The organism is uncultured Rikenella sp. (assembly GCF_947628055.1).
Classification (GTDB): Bacteria; Bacteroidota; Bacteroidia; order Bacteroidales; family Rikenellaceae; genus Rikenella.
The window spans coordinates 1-17760 of sequence record NZ_CANQYJ010000046.1 but is presented as its reverse complement, the minus strand read 5'-3'; the positions used below and the strand labels follow the sequence as shown (position 1 = coordinate 17760).

General features: G+C 59.4%; 13 protein-coding genes. 4 read left to right on the top strand and 9 right to left on the bottom strand.

Annotated elements, in window-relative coordinates; genetic code table 11:
• Window positions 1-848 precede the first annotated feature (848 nt).
• A complete protein-coding gene (lipB, locus tag Q0Z93_RS05785) occupies window positions 849-1571 on the bottom strand; it encodes a lipoyl(octanoyl) transferase LipB (protein WP_298063621.1) in 723 nt (240 codons plus the stop codon).
• Window positions 1568-2497, bottom strand: a complete 930-nt coding sequence (gene lipA, locus Q0Z93_RS05780) for a lipoyl synthase (protein ID WP_298063618.1) — start codon at window positions 2495-2497, stop codon at window positions 1568-1570. Before lipA ends, lipB begins: the two co-directional genes overlap by 4 nt.
• A 313-nt stretch (window positions 2498-2810) precedes the next feature.
• Here lipA and Q0Z93_RS05775 point away from each other — a divergent pair, with 313 nt between their 5' ends.
• The 4 genes from Q0Z93_RS05775 (at window position 2811) to Q0Z93_RS05760 (ending at window position 7639) form a co-directional block, all read left to right on the top strand.
• On the top strand, window positions 2811-4640 hold the full coding sequence (locus Q0Z93_RS05775) for an ABC transporter ATP-binding protein (protein ID WP_298063615.1): 1830 nt from the start codon (window positions 2811-2813) through the stop codon (window positions 4638-4640).
• 62 nt (window positions 4641-4702) lie between these two features.
• A complete protein-coding gene (locus Q0Z93_RS05770) occupies window positions 4703-5164 on the top strand; it encodes a hypothetical protein (protein WP_298063612.1) in 462 nt (153 codons plus the stop codon).
• A 117-nt stretch (window positions 5165-5281) separates the two neighbouring features.
• On the top strand, window positions 5282-6364 hold the full coding sequence (locus Q0Z93_RS05765) for a carbohydrate-binding family 9-like protein (protein ID WP_298063609.1): 1083 nt from the start codon (window positions 5282-5284) through the stop codon (window positions 6362-6364).
• A 219-nt stretch (window positions 6365-6583) separates the two neighbouring features.
• A complete protein-coding gene (locus tag Q0Z93_RS05760; RefSeq protein ID WP_298063606.1) occupies window positions 6584-7639 on the top strand; it encodes a M20 family metallo-hydrolase in 1056 nt (351 codons plus the stop codon).
• An 826-nt stretch (window positions 7640-8465) separates the two neighbouring features.
• Here Q0Z93_RS05760 and Q0Z93_RS05755 read toward each other — a convergent pair.
• From Q0Z93_RS05755 to lnt, 7 genes are all read right to left on the bottom strand, one after another.
• Window positions 8466-10088, bottom strand: coding sequence for an FAD-dependent oxidoreductase (locus tag Q0Z93_RS05755; RefSeq protein WP_298063603.1), 1623 nt, complete (start codon window positions 10086-10088; stop codon window positions 8466-8468).
• A gap of 844 nt (window positions 10089-10932) precedes the next feature.
• Window positions 10933-11793, bottom strand: a complete 861-nt coding sequence (locus tag Q0Z93_RS05750; protein WP_298063600.1) for a 4-hydroxy-3-methylbut-2-enyl diphosphate reductase — start codon at window positions 11791-11793, stop codon at window positions 10933-10935.
• 21 nt (window positions 11794-11814) lie between these two features.
• On the bottom strand, window positions 11815-12561 hold the full coding sequence (gene trmB / locus Q0Z93_RS05745) for a tRNA (guanosine(46)-N7)-methyltransferase TrmB (RefSeq protein WP_298063599.1): 747 nt from the start codon (window positions 12559-12561) through the stop codon (window positions 11815-11817).
• Between the two features lie 26 nt (window positions 12562-12587).
• Entirely contained in the window at window positions 12588-13118 is a 531-nt protein-coding gene (locus Q0Z93_RS05740; RefSeq protein WP_298063597.1) for a hypothetical protein, read from the bottom strand.
• Window positions 13099-14565: a regulatory iron-sulfur-containing complex subunit RicT gene (gene ricT / locus Q0Z93_RS05735; protein ID WP_298063596.1), complete on the bottom strand. Its 1467-nt coding sequence runs from the start codon at window positions 14563-14565 to the stop codon at window positions 13099-13101. Before ricT ends, Q0Z93_RS05740 begins: the two co-directional genes overlap by 20 nt.
• A gap of 81 nt (window positions 14566-14646) precedes the next feature.
• Complete coding sequence (locus Q0Z93_RS05730; protein ID WP_298063594.1) at window positions 14647-15921, bottom strand: folylpolyglutamate synthase/dihydrofolate synthase family protein; 1275 nt, start codon at window positions 15919-15921, stop codon at window positions 14647-14649.
• Between the two features lie 96 nt (window positions 15922-16017).
• A complete protein-coding gene (gene lnt / locus Q0Z93_RS05725; RefSeq protein WP_298063592.1) occupies window positions 16018-17586 on the bottom strand; it encodes an apolipoprotein N-acyltransferase in 1569 nt (522 codons plus the stop codon).
• Window positions 17587-17760: the final 174 nt, after the last annotated feature.

The following is a 17760-nucleotide window of genomic DNA, read 5'->3' as shown; positions in this document are numbered from 1 at the left end:
CGCCGGGATGAACATTCATTGTCCGCGCGCTGGGTTTCACAGGCTCCGCCTCGGAGAGGCGGTCGGCCCGCAGCCCCGGGCATGCGGAGGGCCGGTGCCGCTCGGCACTCGAGCCGGGCTGGAACTACCTGAAATATCTTCCGCGGGCTGCGGCCCGTTACAGAGATCGAAAAAGGCCTTCGTCCCGCGCGCCGGGAAAATCGTTCGTTTTCAACTCTCGTTGAAACCGTCGATTTTCCTTTTTCGGCATGGCGCGCGGTGCCGGTGCCGTTCGGCACCCAAACATAGGAGTTTGCACCGCCTTAATCGGAGGAAACTGCCCTCGGGCCGGGCGGGCCGCTAAATAAGTCCTCTCAAGCTCCAACAAAAGCCCCAACGGGGCCCCCTGCTGGGCGAGCGATGCTAACGCATCGCTATGACCGCCTCTACCCCCAATTATTTTTTGTCCCGCGCGCTGGCGGAAATCTTGTTCAAAAGCGCAAGTTGCTTTTGAACGATTCCCTACTCCAGCCGTCGCGCGCGGTGCCGATCGACACGCGAACCAGGCTGGAACTACCCAAATACCCCGCTGGCTCCGGCCTGTTACAGATCGAAAAAGGCCTTCGTCCCGCGCGCTGGCGGAAATCCAGTTCAAAAGCACAAGCTGCTTTTGAACGATTTCCTATTCCAGCCGTCGCGCGCGGGTGCCATTTGGTACACGAATAGGGTAGGAACTACCCGAAAAGGTCTGCAGCACCAAAATAACTCGTCCAGAAGGAAGGTACTGTCCTCAGACCGGGCAGGCCCCGCGTGCCCCCGGCGGGACGGGCGAAACTGCGTTTCGCTTGGGCCGAGACTACCCCAAACCCTTAAACCACCCCCTCAAACGACCGTCTGAAGTGCCGCACATAAACCCGCTTCACCTCCTCCATCCCCGGCACAGACCTCCCCGATCCGTTCACCCCCACTAATTCCGCCTTTATCGAAGTCACCCCTTTGTCGGTAAATCCGCAAGGGTTGATGTAGTCGAAATAACGCAAATCCGTGGTCACATTCAAGGCAAATCCGTGCATCGTCACGAACCGCGAAGCCTTGACCCCGATCGCGCATATCTTCCTCTCCGGTCTTGCAGCGTCGGCGGATAACCACACACCGGTGGCGTGTTCGATCCGTTTCCCCTCGATCCCCCATTCCGCCAGCGTGGCAATCACACTCTCCTCTAATAGGTGGATATACTCTTTCAACCCCATCCCCCGCTCCCCCACAGACGAAAGATCCAGAATCGGATACCCCACCAGCTGCCCGTACCCGTGATAGGTAATATCCCCGCCCCGGTCGATATGATAGTAGCTCGCTCCTATCGAAGTGAGAAATGTCTCGCTGACCAGCAAGTTGTCCGTATGCCCGCTTTTCCCTAAAGTGTAGACATGCGGATGTTCGCACAGCATCAGCACCCCTCTCGCCCCGTCCGCAGTCGCCTCCCTTCCGGATTCCATTGTCCCCGCCGCGGAAAGCAGCCGGTCGAAATGCGCTTTCTGCTGCTCCCATGCCGTCCCGTAGTCGATCACGCCTTTATCCAACACCTCGATCATCCCTCGCGCACCGTTAATGTGTGCAGCGGCCGCCGCACCTTCGGCGCCAGCCGGTCCGCCATATACGAAGAGCGCACCAGCGGCCCGCTTTCGATATACACGATCCCCCGTTCCTCCGCCGCCGCCTTGTATGCCTCGAAAACGTCCGGATGCACGTATTCCGCCACCGGATAATGCCGCGGCGTAGGCTGCAAATATTGCCCGATCGTCATCCGTCTGACCCCTGCGCCGGCCAGGTCGTCCAGTGTGCGCAAAACTTCGTCCCGGCTCTCGCCCAGTCCCACCATAACGGCGCTCTTGGCCAAAGCCGACCGACCGCTTTCGAGTCCGAAAGCGGCGATATGTCGCAATACGTCGAGTGATGTTTCGTAAGAAGCCCGCCGGTCGCGCACCGCCGGAGTAAGCCGGGACACGGTTTCGAGGTTGTGTCCCACAATATCCGCTCCCGCGCTCAGTATGATGTCCAGCAAGGAGAGCGATCCCGAGAAGTCGGGGATCAGCAGTTCGACGGTAGTGTCCGGATTGAGAGTGCGAATGGCCCTGACCGTGGCCGCCCAATGATTCGCCCCTCCGTCCGCCAGGTCGTCGCGGTCGACCGAGGTAATGACCGCATGCCGCAGCCCCATGAGTTGCACGGAACGAGCGATCTTCTCCGGCTCGTCCGGATCGAGCGGAGACGGATGGGCCGACGAGCGGGTGGCGCAAAAACGGCATGCCCGCGTACACGTATCCCCGCCGATCATAAAAGTAGCAGTCCCCCTGCTCCAGCATGTCGATATGTTGGGGCAGCGGCCGCTCGAGCAGATCGTATGTAAATCGTGCCGCCGCACGATGGCAGCGACATCGGCATAACGCGGATCGTTATGAAGTTTTACTTTAAGCCATTCCGGTTTGTGCGTGCCGACTTGCTCATGGTTCGAAGGCATTATCGGTTTTTCGTTTTTCTGATAACTACAAAGTAACGAAAAATCCCGCACAATTCCGAGCGGGCGGGACGATTAATCGGCTGACCCGAAGCCGGGCTGATCGGCAACTCTTTGGATTGCAGACCGGTGGAAGAAGGACGGGCTTCGTTTTTCGGGAGCTCCCCATACAGACAGTGTCTGCGGCAGTCCTGAGCGCGAAGAGGGTTCCTTTCCTATTTAATTAGGAATGCCTCTGCCGGTTTCCGGTGCGCGTCCGCCGCCCCGTTTCCGGACGTCAGCGGCCGAAACCGGAAAAAACATTACCTTTACCCGCATGAATACCTATTTCCGCATTCTCCGGTTCGGCCGCCCTTACGGACGCTATGCCGTACCTTACTTCGTCTGCATTCTGCTCCATACGATATTCAACACCTTGATGTTCGCGATGTTGATCCCGATCATCCAGGCCATGTTCGACGCCGATTCGATGGTGAAGGCCGTCACGCAGGCTCCGGCTTTCGAGCTGAGCACCGATTATTTCAAGGGATTGCTCAATTACGGTCTGTACCGCGTCACCGGCGCCGGATACAACACGAAGGATATTTTGATTGCGCTGGCGGTATTGACGGTGGTCATCGTGCTGCTCAGCAACGTCTTCCGGTACCTCGCCCAGCGGATTCTCGAGAACCTCCGGATCCACACCCTGCAGCAGATCCGCGACACTTTGTTCAACCGCGTCGTGCGGCTTCAGGCGGGCTACTTCAGCAACGAACGCAAAGGGGACATTATCTCCAAAATCACTTCGGACGTGCAGGTCGTGCAGTTCTGCGTCACCAGCACCTTTCAGGTCTTCTTCAAAGAACCTTTCCTGCTGATCGGCTATTTCGTGCTGCTGATCGGCATCTCGTTCCACCTCACCTTGTTCACCTTAGCCGTGCTGCCGGTCATCGCGCTCTGCATCGGCTACATCGTCAAGAGACTGCGACGCTCGGCCACCGAAGGACAGGTGGCGTTCGGCGAGATGGTCAGCCTGCTCGACGAAGCGCTGGGAGCGATCAAAACGGTCAAGGGGTACAATGCGACGAATTACATCGAACGCAAATTCCGCGGCCTCGACGCCAAATATTCCGACATCATGCGCTACATCGCCCGGCGGCAGCAGCTCGCCTCGCCGATGAGCGAATTTCTGGGGGTGGCCTCGCTGTCGTTCATCCTCGTTTACGGCGGGAACATGATTATGAACGGGGCGTTGGAGGCGGCGGCGTTCATTACTTACTTGGGGGCATTCTCGCAGGTGACCAGACCGGCGCGGGCCATTGCCGACGCTTTCGGCAACATCAACCAGGGGATTGCCGCGGGGGAACGGATCCTCGGCATGATCGACACGGCGCCGGTCATGACCGACCGGCCGAATGCCGAGACCTTGACCGAATTTGCGGAGGGGATCGAGTTTCGGAACGTTTCGTTCTCGTATGAAGACCGGCAGGTGCTGAGCGACATATCGTTCACGATTCCCAAAGGAGAAACGGTGGCCCTCGTGGGGCCGTCGGGGGGCGGTAAGTCGACGATTTCCGACCTGATTCCGCGCTTTTACGATCCGGATTCCGGAGCGGTGCTGATCGACGGAGTGGATTTGCGTGACTACTCTATCGAAAGCGTGCGGGCGCACCTGGGGATCGTGGCGCAGGAGACGGTGCTGTTCAACGACACGATCGAGGAGAATATCCGGATGGGAAACGACACGGCGACGCTCGAAGAGGTGACGGCGGCGGCGAAGGCGGCCAATGCCTATGACTTCATCATGGAGACTGACCACGGCTTCCAGACCAACATCGGCGACCGGGGAATGAAGCTCTCGGGGGGGCAGCGGCAGCGGCTCTCCATTGCGCGGGCGGTGCTGCGGAACCCGGACATCCTCATATTGGACGAGGCGACTTCGGCATTGGATACGGAGAGCGAACGGTTGGTGCAGGAGTCGCTGTCGTCGCTGCTGCGGGGGCGGACGTCGTTGGTGATCGCCCACCGGCTCAGCACGATCCAGCATGCGGACAAGATCATCGTGATCGAGTCGGGCCGGATTGCGGAGCAGGGCACGCATACGGAGCTGATGGCACTCGAAGGGATCTATCATAAGCTGATCGAAATGCAGCAATTGGCAGGATAATTGCCTTGTTTATAGGTTTCATCGCGCTTCCTCGGCGGGGGAGGCCCAAATACTGCAAAACGATGAAAAAAATCCTTACTCTGCTGGGACTGGCCGTTGGGACGGCACTGCCGGCATCGGCCCAGAAACTGGTGATCGGCTCGCGCATTCCCGATCTGAAAGCGGTGCAGTGGCTCACTGCGGCCCCGAGGGCCGAGGCTCCGATGCTGATCGAGTTCTACGATCCGGACAACGCTTCGTCGGTGCGTTTCTTCCCGAGACTGGCCGACATCCGGCACAAGTACGGAACGGGAAAGGCGGCTTTGCAGATCGTGGTGATAGCCGCACAGCCGGAGGCGGCGGAAAAACTCGTGCGGGATGGCGGCGGCCGGTACTGCATCGGGGTCGATGCGGAGGGGAAGGTCTGCCAGGCGTTCAACGTGCGTTTTTTGCCTTACACGATTTTGGCCGATTCCAAAGGCGTCCTGTATTGGCAGGGCAACTTGGGGAACCTCACCGACGCCGTGCTGCAAAAAGTCAGATAACTAAAACACCGCGGTTCGCAGAACCGCTGGGCCAGCGCGCTGGCGCCGAAGACGCCACCCCCCGACGCGCGGCCCGAAACAAAACCATACCATTCAACCCAAACCAAACAAACTTTCGTGAAAAAGACCCTTTTCCTCGCCGCCCTGCTTTTCGGCCCCGCGGCTGTTCTGGCACAGAAAAGCGTGCCATTCGGAACCCCGTATGAATTCGAGCCGCCGCACTACGTTTGTTACCGTGCGCCGCAGACGGTGACCGTCGACGGCGATATCGATACACCGGAGTGGGCCGATGTGCCGTGGACTTCGGATTTTGTGGACATTCAGGGGAAGAACCGCCCGGAAGTGCCGCGCCACCGCTGCCGGGCCAAGCTGATGTGGGACGACCGGTATCTGTATATCGCCGCCGAGATGATCGAGCCGAACCTGTGGGCGACGCTGACCGAGCGCGAATCGGTGATCTTCCAGGACAACGATTTCGAGGTTTTCCTCGATGTGACGGGCAGCACGCACCACTATATGGAGTTCGAGGTCAATGCGCTGGGGACGGAGTGGGATCTGATGCTCACCCGGCCTTACCGCGACGGCGGCGCGCCGCTCAACGCGTGGAACATGAACGGCATGCGGTCGGCGGTGAAGCTCTACGGCACGCTGAACGACCCGTCGGACACGGACGAGAAATGGACGTTCGAGATGGCGATTCCGCTCGCGACGCTGCTCGAGGTGCAGTACGGCAAGCGCGGCATTGCGGACGGCGAGCAGTGGCGGCTGAATTTCTCGCGCGTGCAGTGGCGGTTGGATGTGGCGGAGGGCCGGTACGTGAAGCGGCCGAAGACGCCGGAGGACAACTGGGTGTGGGCACCGACGGGGAAGATCAGTATCCATGAACCGGAGTACTGGGGCTTCCTTCAATTCTCGGAAATTACCGCAGGCAAGGGAACTGCGCCGTTCGTGCGGGATCGGAACGAGGAGGTGAAGTGGGCGCTGCGGCAGCTCTATTTCCGCCAGCGGGAGTTTCGCGGGGCGACGGGACGGTGGGCGACTGCGCCGGAAGAGCTGAAAGCCGCCGATATAAAAATCGAGGGGCTGGACTTCCGGCCGACGGTCTGTGCGGCGGGGGATGCCTACCGGATCGTGGCGTCGGGATTCGGGGGAACGTCGTGGTATATCGATCACCAAGGGTACGTCGGGCAAGGACGTTGATTTCCCGGGGTTCGCTATTTCGCCTGTTTCCCGGGATTCGTTCGCGGGTATAGCGACTGGCGTTTTCTGCTTTTGGGGTGTCGGTCTGCGGGGCTGGACTGTTTCTCTGGCTCGAAACGACAGAGGGTTCGGCATTCGATACAGAGGATTGCGGGCCTAAGGATTCGGAGAATTACAGTCGGGGAAGCCCTGATGGAGCTTTTCTTTTCAAAGACATATATGGACAAATATATCGAACTGTTGCAACGGCTGATCGCCACGCCGTCATACAGCCGCGAGGAAAACCTGACGGCTGACATATTGGCTTCTTTCCTCTCGGGGAACGGTGTGCGGGAGGTGCACAGAGAACATAACAACGTCTGGGCTTACAATCTGCATTTCGACCCGGCCAAGCCGACGATCTTGCTCAACTCGCACCACGATACGGTAAAGCCGGGCAGCGCGTGGACGCGCGACCCGTTCAGCCCGGACATCGCGGACGGAAAACTCTATGGGCTGGGCAGCAACGACGCCGGGGCGAGCGTGGTGTCCTTGACGGCGGCGTTCCTGCATTTCTACGGGGCCGAAAGGCTGAAATACAACCTCTGCCTGGCGCTCACTGCCGAAGAGGAGGTGTCGGGACAGAATGGGATCGAGAGCATTTTGCCGCAGCTCGGGGAGCTGAGTTTCGGGGTTGTCGGGGAACCGACGGGGATGCACCTGGCCATTGCGGAACGGGGTTTAATGGTGCTGGACTGTGTGGCTCACGGCAAGGCGGGGCATGCGGCGCGGGAGGAAGGCGAGAACGCGATTTACAAGGCGATGAATGACATCGAGTGGTTCCGCACTTTCCGTTTCCCGAAAGAATCGGAGCTTTTCGGCGGGGTGAAAATGAGTGTGACGATTGTCAATGCCGGGACGCAGCACAATGTGGTGCCGGCGGAGTGCCGGTTTACGGTGGATGTTCGTGTGACGGATCGGTATACCAACGATGAGGTGCTGGCGGTGGTGCGGGAGCATGTGGAGTCGGAGGTTTTTCCACGGTCTACACGGCTGAAACCGTCGTATATCGACCCGTCGCACCCGATCGTGGCGGCAGGCGTGGCGATGGGGAGACGCACTTACGGTTCGCCGACGACTTCGGATCAGGCGCTGTTGTCTATTCCGTCGCTCAAGATGGGGCCGGGCGATTCGGCGCGGTCGCATGGTGCGGACGAGTTCGTCTGTCTGAACGAAATCGAGGGGGGAATTGCCCAGTATATCGCGATGCTCGAGACGGTTTGCCGGGAATCGTAGTTTATCTTGTACATATTCGGGAGGGAACTGTTCTCTTTAACTTCGCTACGCTCGTTTTCCTCGCGCTACCTCAGCAGAGACCGCAAGCGGTCTCTGCATTCGGAACGCTGCTCGGTTGTGAACAAAAGGAACCAGAAAAACTTTCCTTTTTTCATTTCAAACCGGCGCTCTTTTCTTTAAGAAAACCTTTTCTTCGCAGCCCTCATGCCGGGCGGGCACTTACTTTTGGTATGCCCCAAAAGTAAGCAAAAACGCATCAAAGGGGGGAGACCCCCCTTTGCCATCCCCCCGGCAAATCTAAAGTGCAAGCGAAAGCGTTTCCGGGAATGTCGTGTTTTGACTTGAGAAAGTCGGGCAGAACGACTGGCTTTCGACAAGGCGAAACCGATTCCCGGTGACTTCTTTGCTTCCTTTGACCTGCGGTCTTCCTCGCGCTGCCTCGGCATAGCCCGCAAGCGGTCTCTGCACTCGGTACGCCGCTCGGTTCTTGGTCACCCAAGGAAAGGAAGGGCCCCGCGGCATGAGCGATAAAAAATGCCTACTTTTTAATCGTATAATAAAAATTCTGCGTGTTCGACCTCGCGCGCCCTAAGGCAGAGCAAACTCACCGTTCGGGTGCCGAGCGCACCGCAAGGCCGGCGATCCAAAGAACCGCAATATGAAGAGCGATCTATTCCCCGGCCCAAAGAAAGCTTGATGCAAGAGGACTGCGGAGCCAATTACAGCCAGGAAAACCTCAACGGGGCCTTTCTTTTCAAAGAAAGAACAGTACCATACGGCACAAGGCTAAGTAAACTTACGATAATATATAGTCGTCTTGCAGGGTTTAGTGCGCCGAACGGATAAAATCCACCACGGCATTCGCCACGGCTGCACCGTCCACCGCAGCCGAGATAATCCCTCCGGCATAGCCCGCCCCTTCGCCTGCCGGAAAAAGGCCCGCCACCTGCGGGTGCATCCCAGTCTCGCGCTGGCGCGGGATCCGCACCGGCGACGATGTCCGCGATTCGATCCCGATCACTTGTGCCTCAGCCGTCAGAAATCCACGCATCCGCTTGTCGAATTCCCGGAAACCGGCCCGCAACGCCTGCGCCATAAACCGAGGCATCCATTTGTCCATATCGCTGGCCACGACTCCCGGATGATAGGATGTAGGCAAAGTTTCCCCGCACTTGAAGCCGCCCGCAAACGAATCGAGCCGCTGCGCCGGCGCCACCTGCGCCCCGCCGCCCTGTGCATAGCCCATCTTCTCGAGCTGCTGCTGGAACCGCATGCCGGCCAGCGGCCCGAAGTGCGGCACCAAGTCCGCAAAATCTTCGGGCAATATCTGCGTCACGATCCCGGCATTGGCAAACACGTTGTTCCGACCGGAAGGCGACATCCCGTTGACCACGCACTCCCCTGCCTCCGTCAAAGCCGGCACGATAAATCCGCCGGGACACATGCAAAAGCTGTACACGCCCCGCATTCTCGGCCCCATCCCGCTTTTGAGGCCCGACGGCACCTGTGCCACGAGGCTGTATGTCGCGGCAGGCAGGTACGGATCGACGGTTTTATATTGTATCCGGTCGATCAGCTCTTGGCGGTGCTCGACGCGCACGCCCATGGCGAAAGGTTTCGCCTCGATCAGTATCCCTTTGCGATGCAGCAGTTCATAAATATCCCGTGCGGAATGGCCCGTGGCGAGCACCACGGCTCGGGCCATAATCCGTTCGCCGTTCCCGGTTTCGACACCCTGTACGGCTCTTTTGTCCGGTGAAAGCAGGAGGTCGGTGACGCGTGTGTCGAATAAGATGCGCCCCCCGGCTGTGAGAATGGTCTCGCGCATGGCGGCGACCACGCGAGGCAGCCGGTCGGTGCCGATGTGCGGATGGGCGTCGTACAGGATCTCTTCCGGGGCGCCGTGAAAATGGAGTATTTCCAATGCTTTCCGATAGTTCCCGCGCTTTTTCGACCGGGTATAGAGCTTTCCGTCGGAATAGGTTCCGGCTCCGCCTTCGCCGAAGGCATAGTTGGAGTCGGGGTTCACGCGTTCGTTGCGCTGGATGGCGGCAATATCGGCTTTCCGGGTCGAGACGTCTTTGCCGCGTTCCAATATGATCGGTTTGAATCCGCGTTCGATCAGTTCCAGTGCGGCAAACAGTCCGGCCGGCCCGGCCCCGACCACGATCACTTCACGCGATGCGGGAACGTTGGACACGTCACCCCATTCAAAATGCACGGGTTCCGGCTTCCCGTCTGCGTCGAGCCAAAGTTCGACGGCCATATTCACGCGTACGCCCATGATGCCGGAGGTATGTCTCCGTGCGTCGATAGACCGCCGTACGACGCGGCAAAAGGCTACGTCTTCCGGTGACCGTATCCCAGCGGCTTTAATCGCTGCGGCGGTATAGGAAGTGCTGTCTGCGGCCTCTTTCGGGGTCAGGGTGATTTCGACGGTTTGGGGCATGGCGGTATTTTCGTTTTTTGTTTCTGAATTTGTCGGGTATCTGGCTCGCTATTGCAGGTGCGACGTGTCCGGACGAAGGCTGTTTGTAAAGCTGTAGTTTATTTTGCCCTGTGCTGGGAGGGAACAGTTCCTTTTAACTTCGCTTCGCTCGTTTTCCTCGCGCTACCTCGGCATAGCCCGCAAACGATCTTTGTCCTCGAAACGCTGCTCGGTTCCTCCTCGCCGCTCATCCTATGCAGGGCAGAGGCGGCCTGGTTCGAGTGCCGAGCGGCACCTGGCAGCGTCGGTTGTGAACAAAAGGATACGCATCTCTTGAGCCTGCCGGATACCCTTGTCTTTGATCCTTTTGGGCCGAGAGCAATAGACTGCTCTATTGCACCTTGGTTCGACCTTGCGCCCACCTTTAAGGCGGAACAAACTCCCGGTCGGAGTGCCCGGCGGCACCGCGGAGGTCGGCGGTTCAAAAGAACCACAATATTAAGAGCAGTCTATTGTTCCGGCCCAAAGCAAACTCGAAGCAAGAGGACTGCGGAGCCTAAGGATTAGGGTAGTTACAGCCCGGAAAGCCCCTATGGGGCCTTTCGTTTCAAAGAAAGAACGGTTCTACACGGCACAGTGCAATAAAACCTACGGTTGATTCTCAATGCTCTCTCTATGCCAGCCCGGAGCCATCCCCGGCGAAAGGCTGCAACCTCTCTGCGTTCGGTTCCGCCCTCGCTGGCTTCGGCCCGGACGAAAGTCGTTTGTAAAAAATAGGTTTATTTGGTGCTATTTCGTGTGAAACCGTACATTTTCTGAAGAAAAGGTACGGTTGCCTCCAACTAAGGGTAGAATAAACGAACGATTAAAAGTGTGCGAGCGCTTCAGCGACCTGCTCCATCAGCCACTTCGGCGTAGAAGTCGCTCCGCAGACCCCCACCGACGACAGCCCCGCAAACCACTCCGCCCGAAGTTCCGAAGCATCCTCCACCTTATAAGACCGAGGATTCGCCTCCCGGCACACCTCATACAACGCCTTGCCATTCGAGCTCTTGCTGCCGCTCACGAAAACCACCGCATCGAAACGCGCCGCAAACTCCTTCAAATGCGGATTGCGGTTCGACACCTGCCGGCAGATCGTGTCGTGCACAGTCACCGCCGCCGGATCCGCCGCCCGCTTCAGTATCTCGTTCCGGATCATATTGAACAGACCCAGACTTTGCGTAGTTTGCGACAGCAGGCACACCGGTCTGCAGAAATCGATCCGCGACAGATCGTCCACCGTTTCGACCACGATCGCCTCCTCATTCGTTTGCCCCGTCAGCCCCACTACCTCCGCATGCCCCGGCTTGCCGAGAATCACCACCTGTCCCCCCACCCCCTTCATCTCCTCCCATGCCCGGCGCACCCGTTCCTGCAATTTCGCCACCACCGGACAAGTCGCATCCGCCAGTTCGATTCCATACTGCCGTGCCGCCCTGTAAGTCTGCGGCGGTTCGCCGTGCGCCCGAATCAGGACGCACTTTCCGGCCAAAGTCGGCAGCTGCGCGTGGTCGACCGTCTGCAAACCCAGCTTTTCCAGCCGGTTCACCTCCACCCGGTTGTGGACGATGTCCCCCAGACACCACACCGCACCGCCACGATCGCGCAACAGCTGTTCCGCCGTGGTGATCGCCTTGACCACGCCGAAGCAGAATCCCGATTTTTCGTCGATTTCGATTCGCATAGCAGAAAGAAAAACCTCAAATCAACGTACCGGCGTATGTTCGCCCGTCAAAAGATCGTCCGCCGGAAAATCCGGCACAGCGAACCGCCCCCTTGCCCCCGGCGACCATTGAAGATACGTGATCGGCAGCCCTTCGGCCAGGAACCGCGTCTCGTATGCCGTCTTGATCGACAGCACAGCTTCATCGGCAAGCCCTCTCCGCCCGTAAATGTCGTTGCAGCAAACCGTCGGCGTAATCCCGTTGGCCGCCAGCACCGCTCGGGTATACTCGTGCAAGTGGCCCGAATCGGTCTTCAGGTGGATGATTCCCTCCGGTTTCAGGAATTGCGCATACCGTTCCAGAAATCCCGGCGCGGTGAGCCGTTTGTTCACGCGCCGCTTGTTCATCTGCGGGTCGGGAAAGGTGATCCAGATCTGGTCCACCTCGTCCGGCGCGAAAAACGAGCCGATGAACTCGATCCGGGTCCGCAGGAACGCTACGTTTCCCATTCCCTGCTCTGTCGCGGTTTTGGCTCCCCGCCACATGCGCGCGCCCTTGATGTCCACACCGATGTAATTGACCTCCGGATGCGCCGCCGCCAGCCCGACGGTATATTCGCCCCGTCCGCAGCCTAACTCCAGCACGATCGGGTTGTCGTTGCCGAAAAAATCCTTCCGCCAGTTGCCTTTAAGGGGATGGTCTTTGCCGAAGACCTCGTCGAAGTCCGGCTGTATCATGCACCGGAAGGTGAGGTTCTCGCTGAATTTCTTAAGTTTGTTCTTTCCCATGTACAGTGGTGAAGGAGTGAAAAAGGCTAACGGATGTCGGCTGCCTGTGTCCCGCTGGCAATAACCCCGATGGAGAGAATGCCTCGCAAAGTGTCTTGTCCGGTGAGCTGCCGCACGGAAAGGGCGTATTCGCCCGAAAGAGCGTATCGGATGCCGCTGCGGTAACGATGCGTGATGTCGTAATGGTTGGAGTAAGCGCGTCCCGCCCAGCGATAGGTGCCGTCTTCCGAAAGAGCGCCCAGCGGAAAGGCGATCGTGTCCGTCCAGAACCGTTTGTCCGGGGTCACGCCTTTGACCTCCAGCGGCAAGGCGGCATAGGGGAAATCGGCCCTGTGCCGCATCGTAATGTCGATCCACTCCCCGTCGGCCTCACAAAAGGCTGCGGAATCCCGCCGAAAGGTAAAAACCACCGCCTGATCCTCAGCCCAGCCCGCACGGGGCAGGTCGTAAACCTCCATATAGTTTCCGTTCGTGCATCCCGTCGCTGCCCATGCGGCGGAAAGCAGGATGCCGCGGCAGACGGCGATGTATGCGGATTTATGCCTGTTCCCCGCCATGGCTGCCGCCCGGATTAGTGTTCCCGCTGCCGGAATTGCCGCCCGGTCTGCTGCGGCGCGGCCCCCGGTTCCCGTTGTGATTGCCGCTCCGGCTGCTGCCTCCCCTGCGGTTATTGTTGCTGCCTCGGCTCCGGTCGTCGTTCTCCGCAAGCTCAGGCCGCGCCGTCGGCCGCTGTTCGCTCTTGTCGTTGGGTTTCTGCATCTGCTCCGGATGGGCGGTATGGTTGTTCCCTCCCGCATTTTCCCGGGATTTGGCCTCTCCGTCCCGGTTGCCGCGGCCGGAATTGCCTCCCCGCCGGTTCCCGCCGTTCCGGTTGTTCCGCCCTCCGCGATTCCTGCCCCCGCGCGAGGTGTCGAAACGGGTGATGCTCTCCTCGCCGACCACGTTCTTGATCTCCGGTTCGGCAGGCACTTGCTGCTGCGCTGCAATCAGAGCGGCGTCTTCCATCCGGTCGACCTTTTCGCCCCGGCGGTTCATGGCCACGATCTGCCGCACCCGTTCCGTCGTCAGCGGAATCATCACCGCCGTGGACTGCGCATCGGGACTGAACCACATGATTTTGCGGAAAATATCGCTTTTGACCAGGTGGTAACTGCCGTCCATCGCCTCCAGCGGCCCGTTGAGCCGCGGAAAGGCGCGCCGGGCGTCGATATAGGAATCCAGTTCGTAATTGAGGCAGCACTTGAGCTTCCCGCACTGCCCCGCCAATTTCTGCGGATTGAGCGAGATTTCCTGATGCCGCGCCGCCCCGATGGTCACCGAGGAGAAGTTGTTGATCCACGTCGAGCAGCACAATTCCCGGCCGCATGCCGCGATACCGCCGATCCGCCCCGCCTCCTGCCGGGCCCCGATCTGGCGCATCTCGACCCGGATGCGGAACTGTTCCGCCAATACTTTGATCAGTTCGCGAAAGTCCACCCGTTCGTCGGCGATGTAATAGAAGATCGCCTTCAATTTGTCGCCCTGGTATTCGACGTCGCCGATCTTCATGTTCAGATGCAAATCCGCCGCGATCTGCCGCGAGCGGATCATCGTGGAATGTTCCAGCGAGATGGCTTCCTGCCACTTTTCGATGTCGTAAGGCTTGGCCTTGCGGTATATCTTTTTGAATTCGACCCCCTGCGGGTTGAATCCCGTGCGTTTCATCTGCTTGGCGACCAGTTCGCCCGACAGGGTGACGATCCCGATGTCGTGTCCCGGGCTGGCTTCGACGGCCACGATGTCGCCGGCTTTCAGCGCGAGGCCGGTGTTGTTCCAGTAGTAGCCTTTGCGTGTATTCTTGAACTGGATCTCGAATATCTGGTTATCTGCCAGCGGATTCGGCAGGTCGGCCATCCAGTCGAACACTTCGAGTTTGTGGCATCCCGGGCAGTTGCGCGCCTCCGCCTCGCCGTTGGCGTCGGTCGAGAAGCAGCATCCGCGGGTCGTATTTTTTATGCAGGTCATGGTTTTTGCGCATTGCTAAGAAGCCCGATCGGTTCCCCGCGAGCGGGGCGTATCGGGCGCGAATATACAAAGGTATGATTATTACAGCACTTCTGCAACTGTGAAGGTGCTTCCTCCGACGAAGATCAGGTCGCCGGCGGAGGCCAGCGCGCGGGCTTTGGCTAAGGCTTCGGGCACGGTCGGAACCGTTTCGCCCGCCAATCCGGCGGCCCGGGCGCGAGCGGAGAGGGTGTCCGCTTTCAGTGCCCGCGGCAGCGAGGCCTGCGTGAAAATGTAATGTGCCTCGCGCGGCAGCAGCGGCAGGATATGGTCGAGGTCTTTGTCGGCCACCACGCCCAGCACGAAATAGAGTTTCTCGCAGGTTTGCCGTTTGAGTTGTTCCGTTACGAATCTTAGCCCCGCTTCGTTGTGTCCCGTGTCGCAGAGGATCGGGCAAGGGTCGTTTTCGGTGGCGATGTTTTGCCATCGCCCCGGCACGCGTGCCTCGGCCAGCCCCCGGCGCACCTCCGCCTCGGTCAGCGGCCGCGGCAGCCGGTCGGTCAGGATGTCCAAGGCGGCAAGCGCGGTGCAGAGGTTGTGCCGCTGGTAATCCCCCTCCATCCCCAATTGCAGTGTGAAACGGCTGCCGTCCAGCAGGTTTTCCACCTCGAACAGGGGTCCTTCGTGCCCGGCGCATCGGTAACGCTGGTCGGCGAAAATAAGGGGCGAACCGGCCTCGTGCGCTTTCGCGATAAAGGTCGGCGCCGTTTCGGCCTGGTACTCCCCGATGACTGTCGGAATCTCCGGTTTGATAATCCCGGCCTTTTCGCCTGCGATCTTCGGCAGCGTATCGCCCAGGAACTGCATGTGGTCGAAACTGATGTTGGTGATAATGCTCGCCAGCGGCGTGATGACGTTGGTGCAGTCCAATCGCCCCCCCAGCCCGACTTCGATGACGGCGATATCGACTTTCTCCCTGCGGAACCAGTCGAAGGCCATGGCGGTGGTGACCTCGAAAAACGAGGGCCGCAGTTGTCCGATATGCGGTTTCATCCGTTCCACGAAGCCGATCACGTCCTGTTCCGGAATCATCCGGCCGTCTGCCTGTATCCGCTCGCGGAAATCCCGCAGGTGCGGCGAGGTGTACAGCCCGGTTTTGTATCCCGCCTCGCGCAGCACGGCGTAAAGCATCTGCGATACGGAGCCTTTGCCGTTGGTGCCTGCCACGTGGACGGTGCGATAGGCCCGGTGCGGATGGCCGAGCAGTTCGTTCAGGGCGACGGTATTCTCCAGCCCTTCCTTGTAAGCTCCGCCGCCGATGTGCTGGAACATCGGCGCGGTGTTGTAGAGGTATTCGATGGTTTCCTGATAAGTCATAGTGCGAATAAATGATTTGCCTCGGCGCGCGGGAGCGCGCGTCTTTCGGGCCTGTCCACGATCGGGAAGTCTTAGGCTATGACGGGGCCGTTTGTTTTATTCCTCCACCAGCAGCGACCGTTTGCGGAACCGCCAGGCCACCCAGTAGAGCAGGCACAGACCCAGCACTAAAAGGCTGAGCCGCACGATATAGTCCCCGCCGCGCACATAAGGTGTCAACGCATCGTTGGCATTGATCCCGCCCGTCAGCAAGCCGCGCTGGTCCCACCCCAAGCTGTCGGTCACGTCGCCCCGCTGGTCGATGAATCCGGAGATGCCGGTATTGGCGCACCGCGCAATCGAGCGGCGCGTTTCGACTGCCCGGAGCCGCGCGTAGCTGAAATGCTGCCGGTAGCCCGGCGTGTCGCCCCACCAGCCGTCGTTGGTGATGATGCACATCACCTGCGCCCCGCGCCGCACGTATTCCGTGCAGTAGCCGCCGTACACCGATTCGTAGCAGATCGCCACTCCCGTGCGAATGCCTTCCGGGGTGACCATCAGCGTTCTATGTTCCTGCATCCCGAGCGACCCCGAGATCCCGCCCAAGTCGATGTTCAGGAATTTCAGCATCCCGAATACCTTCGGATAGGGGAAGAGTTCGGCGCCGACGACCAGTTTCGACTTATGATAGACCTGCACTTCGCGCCGCCCGCCCGAAATGCCTAATGCGCTGTTGTATACGTCGTAGGATATACCCCACAGCGGATCGGTACGGGTCCACCGCCGGTGCGGCGCCCCGTCGTCGTAGCGCAACAGTGTGGTCGCTCCGGCCACCAGTTCGGCCTGCGGAAAACGGGCCATAAATCGCCTCAAGGTGTCGATCTCTGCGTTGCTGCCGAGGTCGTTCAGCCAGAAGTCGCCGTCGAAGGCGGTCTCCGGCGTCAGGATCAAGTCGATGTCGCGCGGTGCTTCTTGTGCGAGGCCGAGAATGAGATCGCGTTGTTGTGTCGTCGTCAGCCCGCCGAATTTTTCGTTGTAGGGGTCGATGTTCGGCTGCACTACCGCCACGCTCACCGGATGGACGTTCTCTTCATATGTGGCATACCGGATCAGGGAAGCGCCGACGGGCAAAACGATCCACAACAGGGCGGGTAAAGCCGCTCGCCAAAGCCGGTCGCGCCGGTGTTTCCAGAGGCGATAAAAGAGGATATTGCCCACGAGCACCCACAGTGATCCGCCGAACGAGCCGGTGAGTTCGTACCATTGCACGATCTGGGGGGTGTCGGCGAATCCGTAGCCGAGGGTGAGCCACGGAAACGAGATTTCGTTGTTCATGAACAGGGCTTCGAATGCGATCCAGAGGGTGACGAACAGGGCCCATGCGATGGGCTTGGGCGCGCGGAATCGGAGCCGGTGGAAGATCATGAAGGGGAGCAGGGTGAAGAAGAGGCTCCCGATGGGGATCCCGAAGGTGGCGACGGGGGTGGCGATGCCGACCCACCAGGTGGTCGATATGTTCCAGAGGGTGAATGCGAGGGCTGCCCATACCCAATAAAACCGGGGCCGCATGTCGCTGAGCACGAGCAGGGGTACGAAGGCGATGAATAGGCTCCATCCGCCGAACCCCCACCACGGCAGGGCGAACAAAAGGGCTGAAAGTAGGGTCAGTGACAGTTTTTTTAACATCCCTTTCCTGTTTTTCCGCGGTAAAGATAACCCAATTTCATAACTTTGCCTCTTACTTAACCGTTCGTTCATTCACTGCCCTATGTTTGAGGGAACAGTTCTCTTTGTGAACAAAGAGAACCAGAAAAACTTTTTGAGATGCTAACGCATCTCTTGAGCCTGCCGGATACCCTT